The organism is Desulfosporosinus metallidurans (genome assembly GCF_001936615.1).
Taxonomy (GTDB): Bacteria; Bacillota; Desulfitobacteriia; order Desulfitobacteriales; family Desulfitobacteriaceae; genus Desulfosporosinus; species Desulfosporosinus metallidurans.
Genome location: NZ_MLBF01000001.1, coordinates 187,393 through 209,598 on the forward strand (window position 1 = coordinate 187,393; position 22,206 = coordinate 209,598).

Genomic DNA, 22,206 nt, shown 5'->3' on the forward strand with positions numbered 1-22,206 from the left:
TTCAACTTTTAAACTAACTCAATCACCCTCCGAGGTAGGCCTTACGGACTTCTTCACTGGCCGCTAGTTGATGCGAGTCTCCAGAAAGCACAATCTTTCCTGTCTCAAGAACATATGCCCGATTTGCTACCGAAAGAGCCATGTGCGCATTCTGTTCTACAAGTAAAATAGTTGTCCCACTAGCATTAATCTCCTTAATGATCGAAAAAATCTGTTTGACTAGAATAGGAGCCAAACCCATTGAAGGCTCATCGAGAAGAAGAAGTTGAGGTTTTGACATTAATGCTCGTCCCATGGCTAGCATTTGCTGTTCTCCGCCAGACAATGTGCCCGAAATTTGACTATTACGCTCTAAAAGACGGGGAAACAGCTCGTAAACACGTTTCATGTCTTGCTTGATCCCTGCTTTGTCCTTACGTAAGTAAGCTCCAAGCTCCAAGTTTTCGATAACGGTCATATTGGCAAACACATGCCGCCCTTCAGGAACTTGGGATATCCCTTTGGCTACAATTGATTGAGGTGCAACACTTGCCATATTTTCACCTTTAAATGTAATCTTTCCCGTTTTGGGGCGCAATAATCCTGAGATCGTCTTAAGACTTGTGCTTTTTCCTGCACCGTTTGAGCCGATAAGAGTTACAATTTCTCCCTGATTAACCTCGAAGGAGATCCCTTTTAGAGCGTGAATGGCACCGTAGTATACATTCACATCTTCAAGTACAAGCATCAGACAACCTCCTCCCCTAAATAGGCCTCAATGACTTTGGGATTACTCTTAATTTCATCTGGTGCACCTTGAGCGATAATCATGCCATAATCCAAGACATAGATCCGTTCGCATACGCCCATCACTAAGGACATATCATGTTCGATCAAGAGAATGGTTAACTTAAACTGCTCTCTAATCCACCGAATAAGATTCATTAGATCATGTGTTTCCTGAGGATTCATACCCGCAGCCGGCTCATCAAGCAAGAGAAGTTTGGGTTCTGTTCCCAAAGCACGAGCGATCTCAAGACGACGTTGCTCTCCATATGGCAAATTTTTAGCTGTTTCTTGAGCTTTGTCTTCAAGATGGAATATCTTGAGTAGCTCCATGGCTTTACGTTCCATTTCTGCTTCCCCTGAGTAATAGCCTGGCAGACGAAATACGGCACTGGCTGTACTATAAGAAGTCCGTTGATGATAGGCAATCTTGACATTATCGATGACACTCAAATCACTGAATAAACGGATATTTTGAAACGTTCGTGCCATCCCTCGCTGGGTGACTTGATACGGTTTAAGCCCACTCAATTCTTTGTCCTGAAACGTTATTTTACCTTCAGACTTCTCGTAAACCCCTGTGAGTAAATTGAAGACGGTGGTTTTTCCGGCTCCGTTTGGACCAATAAGACCTATTAGCTCCCCTTGGTTAATCTCAATATTCAAATTCGAAACCGCTTTCAAACCGCCAAACGACTTAGAAAGATTTTCAATTTTTAGAAGCGGCATTTTTGTCACCCTTCTTTCCCAGGAAACTTAAACTAAATTCTTTTGTTCCTAATAGTCCCGTGGGTCTAAAGATCATCATCACGATCAAAAGTACCGCTGTAATCACAAGGCGCCATTCTGGCAAACCAGCCAAGGCAGCTGAAGCTACTGTCATAACTATTGCTCCCACGATGCTTCCAGTCAAACTTCCCAAGCCACCGAGTACTACCATAACTAAAATATCAAAGGATTTAAGAAAGCTAAACGTCATTGGCTGAATAATGTACATGTAATTAGCATAGATTCCACCGGCCAATCCGGCAAAAAAGGCGCCGATTGTAAACGCGATAATCTTATATTTGGTTGTGTTAATACCCATTGCATCCGCGGCTATTTCGTTCTCTCGAATGGAGATACAGGCTCGCCCATGCGTAGAATTGATGAAATTACGGATAATAAGGATACTTAAAACAGTGAGCCAAAACGCCCATGTCCAGTTAATCGTTTTAGGAACCGAAAATCCCGAAGCTCCACCGACATACTCTGTATTTAAAAAGATAATCCGTACAATCTCCCCGAGTCCAAGGGTAGCGATGGCTAAGTAGTCTCCTTTAAGCCGTAATGTCGGAAGTCCAATCAAGAAACCTGCGACAGCAGAAACTAGCGCACCAATAAGAAGTGCCAAAATAAGTGGTCCATGAAATTTTACGATGACGATCGCTGCCAAATATCCTCCAATCGCCATAAATCCTGCATGTCCGATAGAAAACTGACCGGTAATCCCATTAATTAGATTTAAGCTACTTGATAAAATTACGTAAATACAAATCTGAATCAAAGTAAGCGCGACAAAGGGAGGCAAGACATCCATGAAAATACTGCCTTGAACGATGCCATAAATAAGAAGGACTCCTAGTAAGGTCACAAGGCTTTGACGATTCACCCATTTACCCATGTTCACTACCTACACTTTCTCACGGATGTTCTTACCAAAGAGCCCGCTGGGCTTAACGATTAGAACAAGAATTAAAATTAGAAATGCCACAGCGTCACGCCATGTTGACCATCCGAGACCACTGACAAAGGATTCCGTAAGTCCTAAGAAAAACCCTCCGACCATGGCACCAGGGATGATGCCAATTCCACCGAGAACTGCAGCCACGAATGCCTTAAGCCCCGGAATGATTCCCATTAAAGGATCGATCGTATTAAAGTATACCCCCATCAACACCCCAGCGGCGGCCGCAAGTCCTGATCCGATAGCAAAAGTCGCTGAAATTGTGTTATTCACATTAATTCCCATCAATAGGGCTGCTTCCGTATCAAACGACACCGCACGCATTGCTTTACCAATCTTTGAATATTGTACAGTAACATGAAGTAATACCATAAGGATAATTGAAGTGACAACCATGACAATATCACCGTATTTTACAATAATTCCACCAATATTATAAATCGTATCCGGAAAAACTGGAGGATAAGTACGCACCTGCGGTGACACAAGCAACATACCACCATATTCCAAGAAGAGTGAGACACCGATAGCCGTAATCAACGATGCTATCCGTGTAACATTGCGTAACGGTTTATAAGCAATCCGTTCAACCAAAACACCGAGAATTGCACTAGCCATCATCGCTAAAACCAATGCTGGGAGAAACGGCAGATGCAATGTTGTTGTGGCAAACCATCCTGCATAAGCCCCGACCATCATTATGTCCCCGTGAGCAAAGTTTATGAGTTTAATAATGCCGTATACCATGGTATAACCCAAAGCGATTAAAGCGTAAATACTACCAAGAGAAAGCCCGTTTACAATCTGCTGTAAAAATTGCTGAGTTACACTTCCCATATTTCCACTCCTATTCCCGAATAATTATTATAAAAAGGAGGGAGGGTTGTCCTCCCTCCTTTCCTATAGCAGGAATCTCGACATCCATACGCCTCTTTATCCGGGCCCTTGCTGTACCAAGAAATTATTTTGGATTGATCTTTGTCATAAATACACTCTTACCATCTTTAAACTGCAATATAGCAGCGCTCTTCACAGGGTTATGTGTTTTTGGATCAACTGTTAACATACCGCTAACCCCTTGGAATCCCTTTGTATTTTCCAGGGCACTTCGCAACTTTTCGCTATCTGTACTTCCAGCGCTCTCAATTGCTTTAATAAGCATATTCGCTGCGTCATACCCCAATGCAGCAAAGGTATCGGGATCGGCATTATATTTAGCTTTAAAATCTTTGATGAATTGAGCCATACCCGGATCGTCCATAGCTCCATGATTGACATAATAAGTATTATCAAGGGGGGCTTTCCCAGCAACGTCTACAAGTTGTGGGGAACCCCAGCCGTCTCCACCAAGAAATACCTGGTTCATTTGCATTTCACGAGCTTGTTTCACAATTAGACCAACTTCTTGATAATAACCCGGCACAAAGACAACATCTGGGTTTGCAGCTTTGATACGCGTCAGAGTTGCACGGAAGTCTTTATCACTACCAGCTACATACTGTTCTTTTGCCACAATTTGTCCGCCGGATTTTTTGAAATTTTCTTCAAAAGCGGCAGCTAGGCCTTTTGAATAGTCTCCTTTTTGGTCAATAAACAGTGCTGCTTTTTTTAGTTTAAGATTATCACTGGCAAAGTTTGCAGCCACTTGACCTTGGAAGGGGTCGATAAAGCAGGCCCGGAAGATCCATGGTTTTACCTGCCCATTTTCTACCGTCACTTTATCCGCTGTCCCTGTTGGCGTAATCAACGGAACTTTGCTATCAGTGACCACTTGTGCCGCAGCCAACGTGTCTCCACTTGTCATGGGTCCCAAAATAGCGACAACTTTATCTTGTGATGCTAGCTTAGTTGCGGACGCGGTAGATTCCCCTGCATCAGACTTGTTATCAGCGGATACGTATTCTAACTTTTTCCCGCCTAAGACTCCTCCTTTAGCATTTTGCTGGTCAAACGCTAACTTAATCGCTTTCTCCGCAGCCTGACCAAACATCGCCGTTCCACCACTTAACTCAAGATCTCCACCAACCTTAATAACTTCGGCTGCCTTGGGTGCAGCGGTTGTTCCGCAACCGGTTACGAGAGAAAGACTCAACAGTGCTACACTCGCCATTGTAAATACTTTTCTCAATTCTTTTACCCCTCTCTTTTCATTAGCCTTTTACATGATTCTTTTCCTGCCCATGCAGGGGCTAATCTTTTGATAACCTGCTTCGCTAGCATTTTTAGTATATCCGTGCTCCCCTCCGCAATTCACCTCCAATTTTTGCCTCTAATTACTCTTTTACGGATAACCGTAGTAAAACCCCAGTCAAAGAAAGCGAGTCTTATTGACCGAGGTTTTACCCATACATCAGAGGCTGTTGAATAACAACTTCTTATTACATATTCTATATACAATAGCCCAAATTTACAAGCAGTTGAATGCAAAGTTTAATTTGGTTCTACCTTGGTTAAAAAGGTGTTCTTTCCATTCTTCATCTCAATTATAACAGCACTTTTTACAGGATTATGTGTTTTAGGATCAATATTGGTCTCCCCACTTAATCCCTTAAAACCCTTCATATTTTCTAGAGCCGACCTTACTTTTTCTCCGTTTGTATCCCCTGCAGTTTCAAAAGCCTTGATAAGCATATTGGCTGCATCATATGCTAAAGCCGCCATGGCATCCGGTTCAATTTTATATTTTGCTTTATACTCTTTAACGAACGATGCCATAGCTGGATCGTCAATGGCGACCATATTAACAAAATAAGTGTTATTTAAGGCATCTGCTCCGGCAATCTTCAGGAGGTCTGGGGAATCCCAACCATCTCCTCCCATCATAGGTTGCTTCATCCCCATTTCACGGGCTTGTTTAACTATGAGCCCCACTTCCTGATAATACCCTGGGATGAACACATAGTCCGGATTAGCCGATTTCGCTCGCGTTAGCGTGGCACGAAAATCTTTATCACTGGAGGCGACGTACTGCTCTGTATCTACAATAGTGCCGTTCCCCTTCTTAAAGTTGCTGATAAACGCTTCCGCTAGTCCTTTAGAATAATCGCTTTTCTGATCAATAAAAACCGCTGCAGTTTTAGCTTTCAAATTATTCAGTGCAAACTTAGCTGCCACTTCACCTTGAAATGGATCGATAAAGCATGCCCGGAAAATCCAAGGTTTCACTTGTCCATTCTCCACAGTAACCTTGACATTCGTCGATGTTGGAGAGAGCAACGGTATCTTGCTATCTGTAGCCACCTGCGAGGCTGCCAACGTATCTGTACTGGCATACGATCCAAGAATGGCAACAACTTTATCTTGTCCAATAAGTTTGGTTACAGCGGCAGTTGATTCGCCGGCGTCCGATTTGTTGTCCGCACTAACATTCTGTAACTTCTTACCGAGCACACCTCCTTTGGCATTTTGTTGCTCGAAGGCAAGGTCAATCCCATTCACAGAGGATTTACCAAACGTTGCATTTGCACCACTCAATTCAAAATTACTTCCTACTTTAATAACTTCACTACTTCCAGCGCTCCCCGATGTGGCATTCGTCCCACATCCAATTAAAAGGGTGGCGCTTAGCAAGACTCCTGTTATAACGGTTAATATCTTTCGCATTCCGTTATTCCTCCTTCTTTGATCTCTCTTTGATCCAAATTTTTCTCCATTATTAAGTCTTTGTCATCTTTAGATTCTTCGCTTTATAAATAGAACGCAATAAATGTATGAGTCCGTAATCGCTAAAGATTTGCCCTTTCACCCCCTTTTATTCCCTCAAAGTAAATGCCCCTGAACACTGCGCTAAAGAAAAGTTGGCTTTTTACCAAGCTTCTTTGTCGAGGGAAACCCTGTACATATGCCACCCAAAAATTTTCTTTCTGATTGGCAAAATAAAAAAACCTCCCTGACCCAGGGAGGAAAACCTAGGCAAATTGTTATCATACAGGCCACTAAAATTAAAGCCATTTTATAACTATTGTGCCACAGTGTCAACGATTTTGTTTTTCTGGACAATACATATGTATTCCTAGAAGAGAGTCCGCTTATCTCCTTGGCGTCGTGTTACGCGCTGCTGATCAAAGTACTCGAGCAATGGAACCGCATATTTTCGAGACGTGCCCCATAGCTCTCGCACTTCGGCCACGCCAACTTCTCCATGTAATTTCAGTGCATCTACCAAAACACTTTTCGCCTTTTGAATATCATTTATTTGGTAATAGGAACCGCTTACAGATACCCATTCTTCTTGATCACATAAATACCCAGCATACTCTTGGACATCCGCTTTTGGGATGCCGCACGCTTCTGCTATCGTACCTAATTCCGGAGGCATGAGCCCAACGTTGTGCCAGTGAGATCTCAACGCATCAAGTCGCTTTAGGACTCCCGAGGGAATTTCCGCTCCTTCGTTTGTTTGAACTTTGCTTCCAGAGATGCGATAAAACCCACGATTGGAACCAAGTTCCAAAATCGTCTGCCAACGCCGATGTGTCCATGTGATTCCCAGGCGAGTTTTTAATTCCTCTCGGTTGATTCCTCCGCGTAGGGGATTTAAATCTTCGTAAGCTCTTACGACAGTAATTAATTTTAGACGCCATGCCTCAGCCATTGCCTTTCCCCAATAAAGTGGAGTTTCATCTTCTTTCCAAATTTCCAGTCGTTCTGATTTCTCGAGTGAACTTAAACTGTCCTCCAGTTCTGCTAGGCTGACATGCATGCGTGCTGCTAAATCTGGCCCTGACAAGGGTTCAGTTATTTCTCTTTCTATGAGATCAAGTGGATCACCTTGATCTTTTATCCTCAATTGGGCTAATACGTTTTCTCGAAACCTTTTCTGCTTGAACTCTGCGACGCTAAGTACCTTTCCGCCAGCAATCGTATGGGTAGGCGAGTAAAACCGGAGTACAAAACGGTCCCCAGGTGCTGCAACAACCGGTTCTTCAAGCAAAATTTGTGCAAACCCTTCTTGACCAGGTGCCAGTTCTTCGTGATCCAGAAGATGTATACGTCCGAGGATCTCAGTCGTACCAAGGTGAAAACGAACTCGTTGTCTTTGAGTTAAAGGTTTCTCTGTAGAGGAAAGATTTAAAACCTTTATATCCAAGATCTTTCCTACCTTAAAGACATTTGGCATAACGAGTACAGAACCTTGCTTCACTTCAGTAACATCAACCCCAGCGAGATTAACCGCTACCCTCTGCCCAGCCTCAGCAGAATTCACTTTGTTTTTATACACTTGCAGTGAACGGACTTTTGTTAAAATATGGGCTGGTTCAATTGCCAACTCCTGCCCTAGTTTCACTTCACCGCTGTTAAGTGTTCCAGTTACAACCGTGCCAAACCCTTGAATACTAAAGACCCTGTCAAGTGGCATACGAACCGGTCCGGTGGAATTCTTACTTTCTACGTCCGAAAGCAATTCATCAATCGTCTGACGCAAGAGAGGGATTCCTTCACCTGTCAGAGCTGATACCTTGCAAATCGGAGCTTCATGAAAAACCGTTTCTCTTAGTTTCTCCCGCACCTCTTCCTCCATGAATTCAAGCCACTCTTCATCAACGAGGTCCTTTTTATTGATGACAATAATTCCTCGAGGTATCCCCAGTAATGTCAGGATATCGAGATGCTCCTGTGTCTGAGGCATGATCCCTTCATCTGCCGCAATTACCAATAACACCACATCCATACCACTCGCCCCAGCCAACATCTGGCGGACAAAGCGCTCATGCCCTGGAACATCCACAATTCCAACTTGCCGTCCACTAGGCAGCTTCATATGCGCAAACCCTAGTTCGATGGAGATCCCCCGTTGCTTCTCTTCCTTCAAGCGATCTGTTTCCATGCCAGAGAGTGCACGAATCAATTCTGTTTTGCCATGATCCACATGTCCAGCGGTGCCCACTAAATAGTGTCTCTCATCCATTTTTGTACCCCTTAACGCTTTTTAGTCCAAATCTTAGCTAACAAATCTCGAAAGGTTTGTTTCCTCTCAGGATTAAGAACTTTTCTATTTTCGAGACGTTTTGCTGTCTTGATCTCACGAACGAAATCCCTGTAACGATTAAGCTGCTTATATACTACCCCTAAATTATTATGAGGAAGGGAATAATCTGGGTCGATTATAATTGCCTTCTGATAATATTCAATCGCCAGTTCTAATTCACCCTCTTCTCGCGCAATATTTCCAAGATTATTGAGGGCATGAACGAGATTAACATCCTGTCTCAGTGCCTCGTTAAAACATCGTTTTGCTTCGACTCGATTAGGCCTCTTAGCGAAAACAACTCCCAGTTTATTATGGGCCATTGCATCCGAGGGATTTTCCTTGAGATACAGTTGCAAGGCTTCTTCTGCCTCGTCCAGTTCCCCATATTCCAAATGCTTTAGCGCTTTTTCATAAATCGTTTTAATAGGAATCACCCTTTGTCTTATAATTGGCTGTTTATCCGATAGCTAACTGCCACTAATGCCCCCGCTTCTTTAAGCGGGTCGCTTCTCGCCATCCTTGGCTACAGCGACACTTGGCCCTCCATGGCCATCGTGGGATAAGTGGCACTAAGCTCCTGGATAACATCTTCTAAGATTCAGATGGGGTAAAAACCCCACCTGAATCAAGAATATTGTTTATGCCTTACGCCAAAAGTACAGAATTGTTGGCAAGAAAACAAGCCCCAAATAACCAAACAGTGGATATACAAGTTGCACAATCTGTGAAAACCTTACGCCAGCTATTGGTATAAGAAGAAGCATTAGCATAAGAATAGCATTACCATAACTCAACTTACCTGAATTCACCACCCTGCTGACTAGACTAAATCCATTTCCTACTGCTGCAGTGATCATAGCAAGCCACAGGACGATTACGTAGAAAAAGGCGGGCCAATCCCCTAACTTACCGGCAACTGCGACCATTGGAATTTCTAAACCCCAAATGTCGGGGAAACGCAATAGGGCTGCTCCGATGACAAAAGCAAATAATCCTAAGGCTAAGCCACCTAACACAGCCCCCAAACGCGCCCCTGGTTTCTGCACAATACGACCTAAAGATGCAAATACAACCATGGCCAGGGTTAAATTGAAGGAAACATATAGGATAGCTGAAACGGCCCAATTTTTCACAATAATGGGTGGGAGAATTGGGATACCTTCTCCATCCCCAGTTGTTGCTAGAAATATCGCCGCTATTGCAATTCCCAAACAAGCAACGAACTTCAAGGGTATCAAAACTGAATTAATCCATAAAACCCCTTCTCCGCGAAACCATAAGGCTAAGGCAATTACCATACCAGTCAAAAAGATGCCAGTCCAGCCTGATATTCCGAAATATTCTCTAAAGAGCGCCCCACTGCCTGAAATCATCGCCAACATTCCCACAAACAAGAGCACACTGACTAGTCCATCGGCCCATCGCCCTAATCTCTGACCAAGTAAATGATCAAAAAAATCCCTATAAGAAGAAACCTTCCAACGGTCCTGCAACTCTAACATACCCAAGCCTAAGAAAGAGAACAAAAAGGCACTGAGGACAATTCCAGCTAATCCCCTGTGACCAAACCGAACGAAGAACTGCTGGATCTCTTGACCTGAAGCAAATCCCGCCCCCATGACCGCACCCACGTATGTTGCCGCAACTTGAAACGTTGTTTTCAATTGCATAATTCTTCCCTCCTCGCCATCATGCTTATGGCTAGAAAAGGGATATGATGCATAGAAAGACTAATATTTGGGAAGAATTTTAATATATTTATCGTTCAGTATTATCCAAAGTTAGGGGGCTTTATGTGAGTTTATTTTCATTATTGGCTGAACCTCAAAAGATGAAAGCCCACGTTGATGACTTTACCGCCAAGGCAAGATTGGAAATTCGTCTTTCCGATTTGTTTGCATCAACTCGAAAGCGCCCCGCAGTTATTTTGTGCATAGGAACGGATCGATCGACAGGAGATGCATTGGGTCCCTTGATTGGGACGCACCTTTCACGCTTAAATCTACCTCGACTTCATGTTTACGGTACGCTAGATGAGCCTGTTCATGCTCAGAATCTTGGAGAAAACATCCAATTCATCCATAAATCATTAGTCGATCCCTTTATTATTGCTATTGATGCTTGCTTAGGCCGAATAGATTCTATCGGGTGTATCACTTTAGCTGATGGACCATTAAAACCCGGCGCCGGTGTTCATAAACAACTTCCTGAAGTTGGGGAGGCCCATATAACTGGAATAGTGAATGTCGGAGGATTTATGGAATATATGGTGTTGCAAAATACCCGTCTCAACCTGGTTTGGCGGATGTCGGAAAACATCAGTTCTCTCATAACACGATCTTACATAACTATCCTACGTGAATAAATTTTTCTCACACTGAACTATATTTTTTGCCCATCCATCGCCTTTGCAATAACTTCTCTTTCTTCTGCTGTCAGCGAATAATTTGACTCTCCTCCTTTCACTGGTTTGCCGTATACTCTTGATTCATCCCGATTATGAATTGCGCTAATTACAATTCCGCTGCCCTCTTGATTTAAAAGTGCAAAGGCAAAGCTTAAATCACTTCCCACATTTTCAAATGCCCTAAAACGGACTAACTCCACACGATCTACACTAGCACGCAATTTATCTTCAATCGGAGTTAACCTCGCGTTGGATTTTTTGAGTTCAAGTCCCTGTTCATCTACTTTTTGGATACACTCCTGGAGCAATGTATCCAATTGATGTCCGGACATAAATGTTTGTAGTACTAGATGCGAAGTTTCAAAGCGTTTCATGCGACGCTGGAGTAGGAATATCATAAGTAGTGAAATTAGTAACAGCAGGCTCAAGACACTGACGGCCCACCAAGTCAAAGACATGATACTTTCTAATACAATCAACAACTCTTTTCTTCCCCCTTTTATTTATCTTTACCCTCGATTAAGAAAAAAACACTGTCTGTCAAACAGTTATGTTAAATACCCAAATGCAGTTTGGTGAACAAAATAGTTATTGGAATTGCTATGAAAATAGCTAATAATAGATTGCCCACTTTTATCTCTTTTATTTCCAAGATATTAATCCCTATCCCTACGATCAGCAGTCCACCTGTTGCACCCATCTCCGCTATTACTTGAGGAGATAGTATCCCTTGTAGTAATCCTGCCGTTAAGGTAATTGCCCCTTGATATAAGAATACAGGAACTGCCGATACCAATACTCCAATTCCCATGGAAGAAGCAAATACTAGCGCTGATATTCCATCTAGCATCGATTTTGCAAATAGAATGTTATGATTCCCATTTAGTCCACTTTCCAGCGAACCCATTATTGCCATAGCTCCTACACAATAAATTAAACTTGTTGTGACAAACGCGCTTGTAAATCCTCCCGCTGGCCTACCCTTTGAAAGCTTACCTTCGAGCCACTCCCCTAGATGCTGTAAACGAAGCTCTATATCTATCCATTCACCTAATATCCCACCTAGTACTAAACTAGCAATTACAATCAGTGAATTCTTTGTTTGCAAAGCCATACTTCCACCAATTAACAAGACTGAGAGGCCAATACCTTGGATCACAGTCCTTTTCATTTTTTCGGGCAAGGCTTGTCCAAATAATAAGCCTAACAGACTCCCTAATACAATTGCTACTGTGTTCACAATAGTCCCTAACATTTTTTCCTCTGCCTTTCGTAGCATATGCATACGTTAATAAACGTGAATTCTAAATCTACAAAAAATATTTCGTAGATTATATAGTTCACGCCATCACCCACGACACATGGCTTTTTCCTTGCTTTCACAAATCGCAATGTTCCACGTGGAACATTTATGTTTGCAAACGAATTAATGAATTTACTTGATATTGGATTCCGTATTCTATTGATGACTTCTCAGAAGAAACCCTTACTTCAGGTCAAGCACTCTGGGATTTACGCTAGTTGTATCATTTGAGGTTAGCGCCTTCGGCAATAATCTCCACTGGAGGTTATGTTCACACACAGTACATATTCGCCGTTTCATGCCTTCCATGACATCGCTACATCAGTCCCTCCAATGTCAACCCGACTAGCCCCCTAACATCCGACCCCTTGCCAACCCTTGCAGTGTCTAATCTCGAACATCCTGTTCGAGTCATGACGTTGTCTGTGGCTTAAACATCATTGCTTAAGCCACAGACGGGCAACGAGGGATTGTTTAAGACTTTCTATCGTCTACGATCGGTTACACAAATACCGCTTAACATTCTCTTAATATTTTTGACTTTGTAGTGGACACGATATTCCGCATTACAATATTACTGATAATCGATTGAGTATTATTAAAGGGTCTTTTGATTACCCTTAACTAGAAACATTTCTAACTCGATGTCTTGAGTAAATGTTCCACGTGGAACATTTAAGGATTAATCGACACGAATGTTCCACAAATCTAGGAGTCGATTTAGCTCTTCTTCAGAAAAATACTGAATTTCTATTCTCCCTCGCTTAAAGTCGCCTTTAAGTGAAACTTTTGTTTGAAAACTCGTACGTAGACGATCTTCTACATTATGAAGAAGGGGGGAGTAGGCAGGAGAAGGCTTACTTTTCTCAGTTCCATCGTTCAGCTTGTTAATTAGGTCCTCAGTCTCTCGTACCGAAAATTGTTCTTTAGCAGCCTTTTGGGCTATAAGAACTTGTAAGGTAGTATCTTTTATCCCAAGCAAAACTTTAGCATGTCCCAAGGATATTTTCTCATTTCTCAGTAACTCAAGCACTACTTCGGGTAATTGAATCACACGGAGAAGATTAGCAACTGTCGCGCGTGCTTTACCTACACGCTGCGCAACCTGTTCTTGTGTCAAACCATAATCTTCAATAAGCCGATTATAGGCCATTCCTTCTTCAAGTGGTGATAAATCGGCCCTCTGAATATTTTCAATAATAGCACGTTCGGCCATTTCTTGGTCACTGCAAAGTTGAACAATACCTTCAATTTTAACTAACCCTGCAAGTTTAGCAGCACGTAAACGACGTTCCCCAGCAATGATACAATAACGATCTCCAAAAGGTCTAACCAAAATAGGTTGTAATAACCCGTGTTCCCGTAGTGAATCTGCTAAATCGTTGAGTGCTTGCGGATCAAACTCTCTTCTTGGCTGATCTGGATTCGGTTCAATGTCTGAAATAGGTATTTCGATAATGCTTAAGTTACTACCAGAATCATCAGGCAACAAAGCTTGAAGTCCTCTACCCAATCCTTTCTTAGCCACGTTCTAAAACCTCCTTCGCTAATTCACGGTAAACCTCAGCTCCTCTAGAACGAGTATCATAAGAGTTGATTGGTTTACCGTGACTTGGAGCTTCACTAAGACGAACATTTCGAGAAATAATCGTCTTGAAAACCTTTTGCGGAAAATACCCCTTAACTTCATCAACAACCTGTATAGCTAAATTAGTTCGAGCATCAAACATAGTTAATAGGGCACCTAGTATATTAAGGTCTGGATTGAGGTGTTTACGCACACTTTCCAAGGTCTTCATCAAAAGAGTTAGCCCCTCTAGAGCATAATACTCGCATTGAATGGGAATTAACACATCAGTTGCAGCTGTTAAAGCATTCAAAGTAAGAAGACCAAGTGAAGGTGGACAATCAATAAAAATAAAATCATAATTGCCCTTTACGTCTTCTAGTGCACATCTTAGTTTTCCTTCACGTGAAATTTGTGAAACTAATTCAATTTCCGCTCCGGCCAGTTGAATTCGAGCAGGAACAACTTTAAGATTCTTTTGATCCGTCTTCTGAATCACTTGATCAAGGGAAACATCATTGATCAATACATCATAGATGCAGCGTATCAATTTATGCTTTGAAATTCCGATACCACTCGTCGCATTACCCTGGGGGTCTAGATCAACGAGAAGAACCCGCTTCCCTAGCTCAGCCAAACAAGCACTCAGATTTATCGCTGTTGTAGTTTTAGCGACACCACCCTTTTGGTTGGCAACAGCAATTACTTTAGTTATCAATAGCGCACACATCCTTTTACAACTCATACTCTAGATAGTATCAAACCACCTCCAATAAAAAAAGCGCTATTAACGCTTTTTTTAACAAATAATTAAATTCCTCATATATTATTATGATCCTACTGCAATAATTGTTGGTAAAGCTTTGTAAAGACTTTGCTTGAGAGGCTCACTGCTCACGACTTTCCCATTCACTTTTACGATGCGAAAAGACTTAACGATATATCCTGGCTGCCCATGTTGCTTGACAATAGATGCTCCATGTGCCAGTGTTTCATCCACTTGTCGCTGTTCCTCTGCTGGGATAACCGACTCAGTCGTATCCGAGATAAGAACCTCTTGTCCAGGCTTAACCTTACCATACAATTCAATCGTAACAGAATTTGTACTTGTCTTGGTCCGAATAAGGAGGTACCCACCGGTATTATTGTTAAATTTGAGGTCAAGGTTTGGAAAAGCAACCGTCGCATCCTGCCCAAGTGGAACATATGAAATAGCCAAGTCATGATTACTGCGTTGTGTGACCTGCAGGTTTGCTAACAGCCCAGTATTATATAAGGTACTAGAAACCTGACATATTCCTCCAGCCAGCCCTGGTACAAACTGACCATTGACGATAATATATGCATCCTTATATCCGCCCGCTACAGTTCTCTCCCCAACAATCTGATTAAATGATAAAGTGTCTCCAGGCTTAATGACTGACATATCCATAGCTTTAGCTGCAATGCGAACATTATCCGACCTTGCCGTTTGTGTTGAATCAAAGCGTGTAGTGTAGCTCGCTAACAATCCCGTGATTTTCTGATCTTCTAATTGAAGAGCAGTTAACTGAGGAAGTTGTTCTTTAAAGTCCACTTTAATCTCCGGAAGTGGTTTATAAATATCAAGTCCTTTAATTAGAGAAGCAAGTGACTCAGGATTATAGATTAAACCAACATGCTCACTTTTTATGATCATAGTATTCTGAGTTGTAATATCAAAAGAAGCATCTGTTGCAGGATTATTGAACCCTTCCAAGGTTCGAGTAAGGGAATCTTTTAATTTTTGGTCATCCCACGTATGAGACAACTCAAAATTAATCCCCTTAGCTGCAGACATTTTTGTTACTACCTTATTGCGTAGTGAACCTTTCCTACCAATATCATAAGCTTCCTGCAAGGCTGAAGCATCGGATAATACCAAACCTAAGTCTTTTAACTTAACCTCGGGAGATTGTTTACCCGCATTCAGCCTAACTGTTTGGCTTTCCAAACGATCAATTTCATGATCGATTAATATTTTAGCCTTTTCCTGAGTCAAATTTCCAACATCAATTCCTGATATCGTGATCCCTTGAAGCATTACATGTTGATCTCGAGTATAAATCAGTAGTGGTATTCCGATAGACATTAATAAGACCAAAATCAGCCCAGAAATAATAAAATACTTCTTTTTCCTTTGACCGTTTGATCTAGTCCATTCCCTCTTGCTTGAATTTTGCTCATCCCCATAAACCTCCGTCGCAGCAGCTTGTTCACTTCCCTGATTAAGACGTTTTACTTGTGACTCTTCCACATCTCCCATACCATATCCCCCAGACAGTCAACAGCATTTTATATTTAACTCCTGTGTTTAATACATTATAAATTCGACGTATTTCCGCTATTTCCTTCCCCAAAAACATAAAGAAAACTTGGCTGGCGCCAAGCCTCAGCGAAGGCGACCGCTTTAGATGCACTTATGCCACCCGAAACTATACTTTCTGATTGGTATAAAAAAACTTGGCTAACGCCAAGCCTCGGCGAAGGCGGTCGCTCTAGTTGCACTGATGCGCTGGCCATGAATGGCCAAGTGTCCCTGTAGCATTGACTCGAACAGGCCGTTCGAGATTAGAGCGCTGCCATGACTCAAACAAGGACGTTTGAGATTAGACACCGCCATGGATGGCTAGGTGTCGTGATGGCAAAGCGCCGTGATGGTGAGAAGGGACCCACACAAAAGTAATACCTTCTGACTGGTATAAAAAGGGCCCTACCTCTCTGAGTAAGGCTCAGACCAACAATTAAATTAGGGGGTTTTTAACTGGAACTCCCGGTTGCCTGGGATATTGTAACGGTGTTTGTTTGACTTTTCTTATCAAAACAACCGCCCTATATTCTGCTCCCTCACCAAGACTATAACGTTCTATGCCTTCAACCTCACCGCCTAACACCTTTAGCGCTTTCTGAGACTCCGCTAATTCATTATCAGTCTGCGATCCCTTTGGAGCAAGGAAAAGACCATTAATTTTTAGAACAGGAAGTGCATACTCCAATAAGACAGGAAGACGGGCCACAGCGCGTGAACTCACCGTATCAAAATGCCCTCTGTAGAGTGGGTCTTTTCCAAAATCTTCCGTTCTAGCGTGCACCGTCATGATTCCCGTCAAATTCAACCTATCAATAACAATGTCTAGAAAACCCAGCCTTTTCTTTAAAGAATCCATTAATATAACATCTAATTCGGGACGTAGGATCTTTAAAGGAACTCCTGGAAATCCAGCACCCGTCCCCAAATCAGCAAAACATGATCCCGATAGAAATCTCGTAAGGATCATTGAGTCAATGAAGTGTTTTAAAATGACTTCATGAGGTTCTGTGATTCTCGTCAAGTTCATGCGTTGGTTCCATTCTTGTAAGAGATCTCCATAGAGACAGAACTGAGCATTCTGCGACTCGGTTAACACGCAACCTGTATGTTTGAAGGTTAAATCCTGAATAACAGACGCATGCTCATGAAACATCAGTCTTTCCCCCTCGGCGACGTTGTTCTAAAAAAACAAGCAAGACGGAAATATCAGCCGGACTTACCCCTGTAATTCGAGACGCTTGCCCTAAATTTTGAGGTTTGACTTCCATAAGACGTTGTCTTCCTTCAGTGGACAAACCGCGTATTGCTTCGTAATTGAGAGTGTTTGGAATAGAACGGTCCTCCAATTTTGTAAATCTCTCTATATCCGCCCATTGCTTATCGATATAGCCAGAATATTTAGTTTCAATTTCCGCCTCTTCAAGCGCTTCAAGATCAAAACCTTGAAGCTCAGGGAGGAGCTTAATGAGATGGGATAGAGAAATTTCCGGTCTGCGAATTAAATCTTGGGCACTGATTCCTGCTCGAACTGGAGTCGATTTAGCCTCAGCCATTATATGTTGTAGATCTTCACTTAACGGCGAAAAAAACGTCGTCTTCCACAGTTCCTGAATTCTCTGAAAGTTATCTCTTTTCTCTTCGAAACGCTTCCAACGCTCGTCGTCAACTAACCCTATAGCTCGTCCTTTTTCTGTTAATCTTAGATCGGCATTGTCTTGGCGTAGAACTAACCGATACTCTGCTCGAGAAGTCAAAAGGCGATAAGGCTCCTTCACACCCTTTGTAACAAGATCATCAATTAATACACCTAAATAGCCATCTGAACGACGTAGTAGAAAAGGATCTTTATTTAAAGCTCGAAGTGCAGCGTTAATTCCAGCCATTAACCCTTGGGCTGCCGCTTCTTCATAACCCGAAGTCCCGTTTAATTGGCCAGCTGTGAATAACCCAGGTAACTGTCGTACCTCTAAACTGAGAGAAAGTTGATGCGGCAATACATAATCATACTCGATCGCATAGCCTGGTCGCAACATCCTAACATGTTCCAATCCGAGTATACTCTGCAAAATTAAGAGCTGGACTTCTTCCGGCATGCTGGTCGATAAGCCCGCCACATAAAGTTCATCACTCTGCCATCCTTCAGGCTCTAGAAAAATTTGATGTGCTTCTCTTGAAGCAAAACGAACCACTTTATCTTCAATTGAAGGACAATAGCGAGGACCAATCCCCTCAATTTTACCTGAATACAAGGGAGCACGATAGAGATTTTCACGAATCAGATCATGCGTCTTTGAGGAAGTGTATCCTAACCAACACGCCACTTGCTTGGAAAGATCATTCTGCCAAAACTGGCTTTGAGTCGGCAGAAAAGAGTAACGCCAAGGGATATCATCGCCTGGTTGAATCCTTAATTTGGAAAAATCAACAGACTGACGTTGAATTCGTGGGGGTGTTCCTGTTTTGAACCTCCCTAACTCTATCCCTAATTCTTTAAGAGAATCCGAAAGCGACATAGCCGGCATTTGCCCATTTGGCCCTCCTGGATACATCGCAGAGCCAATAATTATTCTTCCACGCAGATATGTGCCACTTGTCAAGACTACATTTTCAGATTCAAAACGTGCACCAGTTCGGGTCACAATACCCGTTAACTTATTTCTTTCAACAACAAGACGTTCTACCAAACCTTGGACTATTGTCAGATTTTTCTGTGTTAATAGAAAATCTCTCATGCGATTCTGATAAGCCTGCTTATCCGATTGAATCCGCAAGGCTTGAACCGCAGGTCCCTTACCGGTATTTAGCATTTTAACTTGGAGTGAGGTTTCATCTGCTACAATTCCCATTTGACCACCTAAGGCGTCAATTTCTCTGACCAAATGCCCTTTAGCAGGTCCGCCAAGTGATGGATTACACGGCATATGAGCAATCGTGTCAAGATTTATGGTCAATAAGAGGGTACTGCACCCTAGTCGTGCCGCGGCAAGGGCAGCCTCGCAGCCAGCATGTCCGGCTCCAACGACAATAACATCATATTTTCCAGCGAAGTATTCCAAAAGTTCATCCTACTTTCCGATGCAAAATCGAGAAAAAATATCTTCAAGAAGAGATTCTTGTACATTGTGTCCCGTTATTTCTGAAACGTACTGTAATGCTTGACGAATATCAATAGAAAGAATATCCCAAGGCATTCCCTGTTGTATACTCAACAACCCCTGCTCTAACGAAGTAAAGCAGCGCTCCAAATGAGAGATTTGTCTCACATTAGAAAGAAGTGGATCTGCTGCACCAACAACTTCTCCCTGATAAACTCTAGTTCGTATTGCCATCTCCAAATCTTCAAAACCGATATGTTGTATAACAGAAAAAGGAATCCTGATTCCCGCTTCAGGTAAGCTTACGTGTTGGTCCTTCTCTAGTAAATCAATTTTGTTAATAATAACAATTACCTTTTCGGAGTGAGCCGATAAAATATGATGCTCATCTTCAGTTAAAGGGTGGTTCGCCTGAACTACTAATAGAATTAGCTCTGCCGTTTCTAAAGCCTTCCAAGTTCTTTCAATCCCGAGACGTTCTACAAGATCGTTACTTTCACATATCCCAGCGGTATCGACCAGTTGGAGGAGGATACCTCCAACACTAACGGATTCTCTAATTTCGTCCCGGGTTGTACCAGGAATATCAGTCACGATGGCACGTTCTTCACGTAAAAGTGCATTAAGCAAACTTGATTTTCCAACATTGGGTCTACCGACTATAACCGTCAGCAAACCATCCCTCAATATTTTACCCGTTTTACTTCCTTCTAAAAGGTGCTGAACATCAGCGAGAACCTTCAATACCCTAGATTCAAGGGTTTTCCGGTCTAATTCGTCAACCTCGTCTTCAGGAAAATCAATGCTTGCTTCGATAAAAGCTAGTAATTCTAAAATACCTTCTCTTAAATTCAAAATTGCCTTTGAGAGACCACCACTCAGTTGTGATAGGGCTAAATTTGCCGAAGTTTCAGTTCGAGAACTGATTAAATCAATAATTGCCTCTGCTTGAACAAGGTCCAACTTTCCATTCAAAAATGCCCTCTTTGAAAATTCGCCTGGCTCAGCTAGACGCGCACCATGACGAAGACAGGATTGCAAGATTCTTTGGGCTACAAAGATACCACCGTGGCAATTTATTTCATAAACGTCCTCCCCCGTGAAAGAGAAAGGTGCTAACATTCTTCCGACAAGAACCTCATCCAGAACTCTATTTTCATCCCTAAAAACTCCAAGGTTGAGTGTGAAATTCTCCTGCCTTGCCCAGCGCTCAATATTCCGTGGAACAAAGCACTCATTAATGATCTTTTCTGCCTCAGGTCCGCTCAATCTCAAGATATGAATACTTGTTTCTCCCTTGGCCGTTGCCATAGCAACGATAGTATCTTCCAATCCGATCAACTCCAATAATTTAAGTCAAGAACACTCATTATTATTTCCTACCAATTTTAATAAAATTCCAATCAACGACTTATAACTTTAATAAAAAAAAGAGGGGTCTTCCCCCCTCAATTAAAACTATCTCTTACCAATCAGAAACTGTAAGAAGGTCAATTATCCTCTTTTCAGTGATATTACAACACGCCGATTAGGATCATCACCTTCGCTAAATGTTGAAATTCTAGCTTCATCCTGAAGAGTAGTATGAATAATCCGTCGTTCATGAGGGTTCATTGGCTCTAACACTATTTTTATTCCTGTCCTTTTTACCTTTTCAGATAATCTTTTGGCGAGTCTAACAAGAGTCTCTTCACGACGTAATCTGTATCCTTCTACATCGACTATAATACGTACACGTTCTGACAACCTTTTAGCCACTGCAAGATTCGTCAGATATTGAAGTGCATCTAATGTATCTCCACGTCGGCCAATAAGAATCCCAAGCTCTGGTCCAGTAATATCAATATGCCAGTGTTCTCCATCCTTACTTACCTGGGTATCAGCATTAATCTTCATAGCTTGACAGACTTTATGAATAAATTCTGTAGCCAGCATTCCAATATCATCTTCATAAGAAACTCGAACTCTTGCTAGACTTTTTCCAAATAGGCCAAATAAACCTTTCTTGGCAGGCTCCTCAAGCACCTCAACTTTTACCTGGTTACGATCAACAGCCAATTGCAGAACACCTGCAGTAATCGCTTCTTCGACCGTTTTCCCGGTCTTCTCTACAACCCTCATCAACGATCCTCCTCACGTCTTCCCCGTAGCTATGCCAATTTCTTTTCGTTCCCCAATTTACGATTAATATAAAGTTGTTGAAGAATCGAAACAACGTTCATTGTTACCCAATATAATGCCAAACCGGATGGTACAGTGGCACTTATGTAAGCAAAAAATACTGGCATAATATAGAGCATTGTCTTTTGCGTAGGATCAGTAGATGCATTAGGATTTGTTACTTTAGTCTGAAGATAAGTTGTCGCTGCCGCAAAAAGTGGCAAAATTATATGATATGAGGGTGCGAATCCATAAATTTTGGTTAACTCAAAACCTAAAAACCAACGAGCGGAAACGGCTGTACCTTCATAATGAAAATGAAGTAACGTACTATATAGTGCCCAGAAAATTGGTAATTGAACAACAATAGGAAGGCAACCTCCCATGGGGTTGACTTTATGTTCTTTGTATAATTCCATGACAGCAGCATTCGCTTTTTCTTTGTCATTCTTATACTTAGCTTGAATTTCTTTAATTTTTGGTTGCAAATCAACTGTTTTACGCATCGAAGCCATTTGTTTATAAGTTAATGGATAGATCAGGGTTTTAATTAAAATGGTTAAAAGTATGATCGCAACACCGTAATTAGGAAATCCAACTGCAGCAGACAATTGGTAAAGTATGTTTAATAGATAGGTCATCCCTTCAACAATAATATTCATAAAAGTCCTCCTTAAACTGGGTCATGCCCTCCAGGGTGAAAAGGATGGCATTTTAAAATTCGCTTAATTGATTTCCAACTTCCTTGAAAAAAACCATACTTCTGTAGTGCCTGAATAGAATATTCCGAACAAGTCGGATAGAAACGACAGCTTTGACCCTTTAAGGGTGAAATAAATTTTTGATAAATACGAATTAGAATCACTAATACACGTTTCATACA

At 42.0% G+C, this 22,206-nt stretch carries 21 protein-coding genes; 1 reads left to right on the forward strand and 20 read right to left on the reverse strand.

Annotated elements, in window-relative coordinates:
- Positions 1–22 precede the first annotated feature (22 nt).
- The 9 genes from DSOL_RS00945 to DSOL_RS00985 all read right to left on the reverse strand — a co-directional run bounded on the left by DSOL_RS00945 (position 23) and on the right by DSOL_RS00985 (position 10,132).
- Positions 23–727, reverse strand: coding sequence for an ABC transporter ATP-binding protein (locus DSOL_RS00945; protein ID WP_075363022.1), 705 nt, complete (start codon positions 725–727; stop codon positions 23–25).
- Positions 727–1,494, reverse strand: coding sequence for an ABC transporter ATP-binding protein (locus DSOL_RS00950; RefSeq protein ID WP_075363023.1), 768 nt, complete (start codon positions 1,492–1,494; stop codon positions 727–729). Before DSOL_RS00950 ends, DSOL_RS00945 begins: the two co-directional genes overlap by 1 nt.
- Positions 1,475–2,428: a branched-chain amino acid ABC transporter permease gene (locus DSOL_RS00955; RefSeq protein ID WP_075363024.1), complete on the reverse strand. Its 954-nt coding sequence runs from the start codon at positions 2,426–2,428 to the stop codon at positions 1,475–1,477. The genes DSOL_RS00950 and DSOL_RS00955 overlap by 20 nt, the downstream gene beginning before the upstream one ends.
- 9 nt (positions 2,429–2,437) lie before the next feature.
- Positions 2,438–3,328, reverse strand: a complete 891-nt coding sequence (locus tag DSOL_RS00960; RefSeq protein ID WP_075363025.1) for a branched-chain amino acid ABC transporter permease — start codon at positions 3,326–3,328, stop codon at positions 2,438–2,440.
- Positions 3,329–3,452: 124 nt separating this feature from the next.
- Positions 3,453–4,601, reverse strand: a complete 1,149-nt coding sequence (locus tag DSOL_RS00965; protein ID WP_427854365.1) for an ABC transporter substrate-binding protein — start codon at positions 4,599–4,601, stop codon at positions 3,453–3,455.
- A 320-nt stretch (positions 4,602–4,921) separates the two neighbouring features.
- Complete coding sequence (locus DSOL_RS00970) at positions 4,922–6,094, reverse strand: ABC transporter substrate-binding protein (RefSeq protein ID WP_075363027.1); 1,173 nt, start codon at positions 6,092–6,094, stop codon at positions 4,922–4,924.
- A gap of 409 nt (positions 6,095–6,503) precedes the next feature.
- Positions 6,504–8,399 carry a selenocysteine-specific translation elongation factor gene (gene selB, locus DSOL_RS00975; protein ID WP_075363028.1) on the reverse strand — a complete coding sequence of 632 codons (1,896 nt, stop codon included), beginning with the start codon at positions 8,397–8,399 and terminating at the stop codon, positions 6,504–6,506.
- Between the two features lie 11 nt (positions 8,400–8,410).
- Positions 8,411–8,896, reverse strand: coding sequence for a tetratricopeptide repeat protein (locus DSOL_RS00980; protein WP_075363029.1), 486 nt, complete (start codon positions 8,894–8,896; stop codon positions 8,411–8,413).
- 204 nt (positions 8,897–9,100) lie between these two features.
- Entirely contained in the window at positions 9,101–10,132 is a 1,032-nt protein-coding gene (locus DSOL_RS00985; protein WP_075363030.1) for a YkvI family membrane protein, read from the reverse strand.
- A gap of 125 nt (positions 10,133–10,257) precedes the next feature.
- Between DSOL_RS00985 and yyaC the strand changes: the two genes are divergently transcribed.
- Positions 10,258–10,827 carry a spore protease YyaC gene (gene yyaC, locus DSOL_RS00990; protein WP_075363031.1) on the forward strand — a complete coding sequence of 190 codons (570 nt, stop codon included), beginning with the start codon at positions 10,258–10,260 and terminating at the stop codon, positions 10,825–10,827.
- Between the two features lie 17 nt (positions 10,828–10,844).
- Here yyaC and DSOL_RS00995 read toward each other — a convergent pair whose 3' ends face one another.
- From DSOL_RS00995 to yidD, 11 genes are all read right to left on the reverse strand, one after another.
- Positions 10,845–11,351: a DUF4446 family protein gene (locus DSOL_RS00995; protein ID WP_345788352.1), complete on the reverse strand. Its 507-nt coding sequence runs from the start codon at positions 11,349–11,351 to the stop codon at positions 10,845–10,847.
- A gap of 71 nt (positions 11,352–11,422) precedes the next feature.
- On the reverse strand, positions 11,423–12,124 hold the full coding sequence (locus DSOL_RS01000) for a DUF554 domain-containing protein (RefSeq protein ID WP_075363032.1): 702 nt from the start codon (positions 12,122–12,124) through the stop codon (positions 11,423–11,425).
- Between the two features lie 730 nt (positions 12,125–12,854).
- Complete coding sequence (locus tag DSOL_RS01005; protein WP_075363033.1) at positions 12,855–13,700, reverse strand: ParB/RepB/Spo0J family partition protein; 846 nt, start codon at positions 13,698–13,700, stop codon at positions 12,855–12,857.
- Positions 13,693–14,469: a ParA family protein gene (locus tag DSOL_RS01010; RefSeq protein ID WP_427854362.1), complete on the reverse strand. Its 777-nt coding sequence runs from the start codon at positions 14,467–14,469 to the stop codon at positions 13,693–13,695. Before DSOL_RS01010 ends, DSOL_RS01005 begins: the two co-directional genes overlap by 8 nt.
- Before the next feature lie 99 nt (positions 14,470–14,568).
- Positions 14,569–16,023 carry a VanW family protein gene (locus DSOL_RS01015; protein ID WP_139314350.1) on the reverse strand — a complete coding sequence of 485 codons (1,455 nt, stop codon included), beginning with the start codon at positions 16,021–16,023 and terminating at the stop codon, positions 14,569–14,571.
- A 478-nt stretch (positions 16,024–16,501) separates the two neighbouring features.
- Positions 16,502–17,221 (reverse strand): 16S rRNA (guanine(527)-N(7))-methyltransferase RsmG, encoded by a 720-nt coding sequence (rsmG, locus tag DSOL_RS01020; RefSeq protein WP_075363035.1) that lies wholly within the window; start codon positions 17,219–17,221, stop codon positions 16,502–16,504.
- Positions 17,211–19,124: a tRNA uridine-5-carboxymethylaminomethyl(34) synthesis enzyme MnmG gene (gene mnmG, locus DSOL_RS01025; protein ID WP_075363036.1), complete on the reverse strand. Its 1,914-nt coding sequence runs from the start codon at positions 19,122–19,124 to the stop codon at positions 17,211–17,213. The genes rsmG and mnmG overlap by 11 nt, the downstream gene beginning before the upstream one ends.
- Positions 19,125–19,133: 9 nt before the next feature.
- Positions 19,134–20,495 carry a tRNA uridine-5-carboxymethylaminomethyl(34) synthesis GTPase MnmE gene (mnmE, locus tag DSOL_RS01030; RefSeq protein WP_075363037.1) on the reverse strand — a complete coding sequence of 454 codons (1,362 nt, stop codon included), beginning with the start codon at positions 20,493–20,495 and terminating at the stop codon, positions 19,134–19,136.
- 162 nt (positions 20,496–20,657) lie between these two features.
- Positions 20,658–21,284 (reverse strand): RNA-binding cell elongation regulator Jag/EloR, encoded by a 627-nt coding sequence (gene jag / locus DSOL_RS01035; RefSeq protein WP_075363038.1) that lies wholly within the window; start codon positions 21,282–21,284, stop codon positions 20,658–20,660.
- A 29-nt stretch (positions 21,285–21,313) separates the two neighbouring features.
- Positions 21,314–21,985 carry a YidC/Oxa1 family membrane protein insertase gene (locus DSOL_RS01040; RefSeq protein WP_075363039.1) on the reverse strand — a complete coding sequence of 224 codons (672 nt, stop codon included), beginning with the start codon at positions 21,983–21,985 and terminating at the stop codon, positions 21,314–21,316.
- Positions 21,986–21,996: 11 nt separating this feature from the next.
- Entirely contained in the window at positions 21,997–22,203 is a 207-nt protein-coding gene (gene yidD / locus DSOL_RS01045) for a membrane protein insertion efficiency factor YidD (RefSeq protein WP_075363040.1), read from the reverse strand.
- Positions 22,204–22,206: the final 3 nt, after the last annotated feature.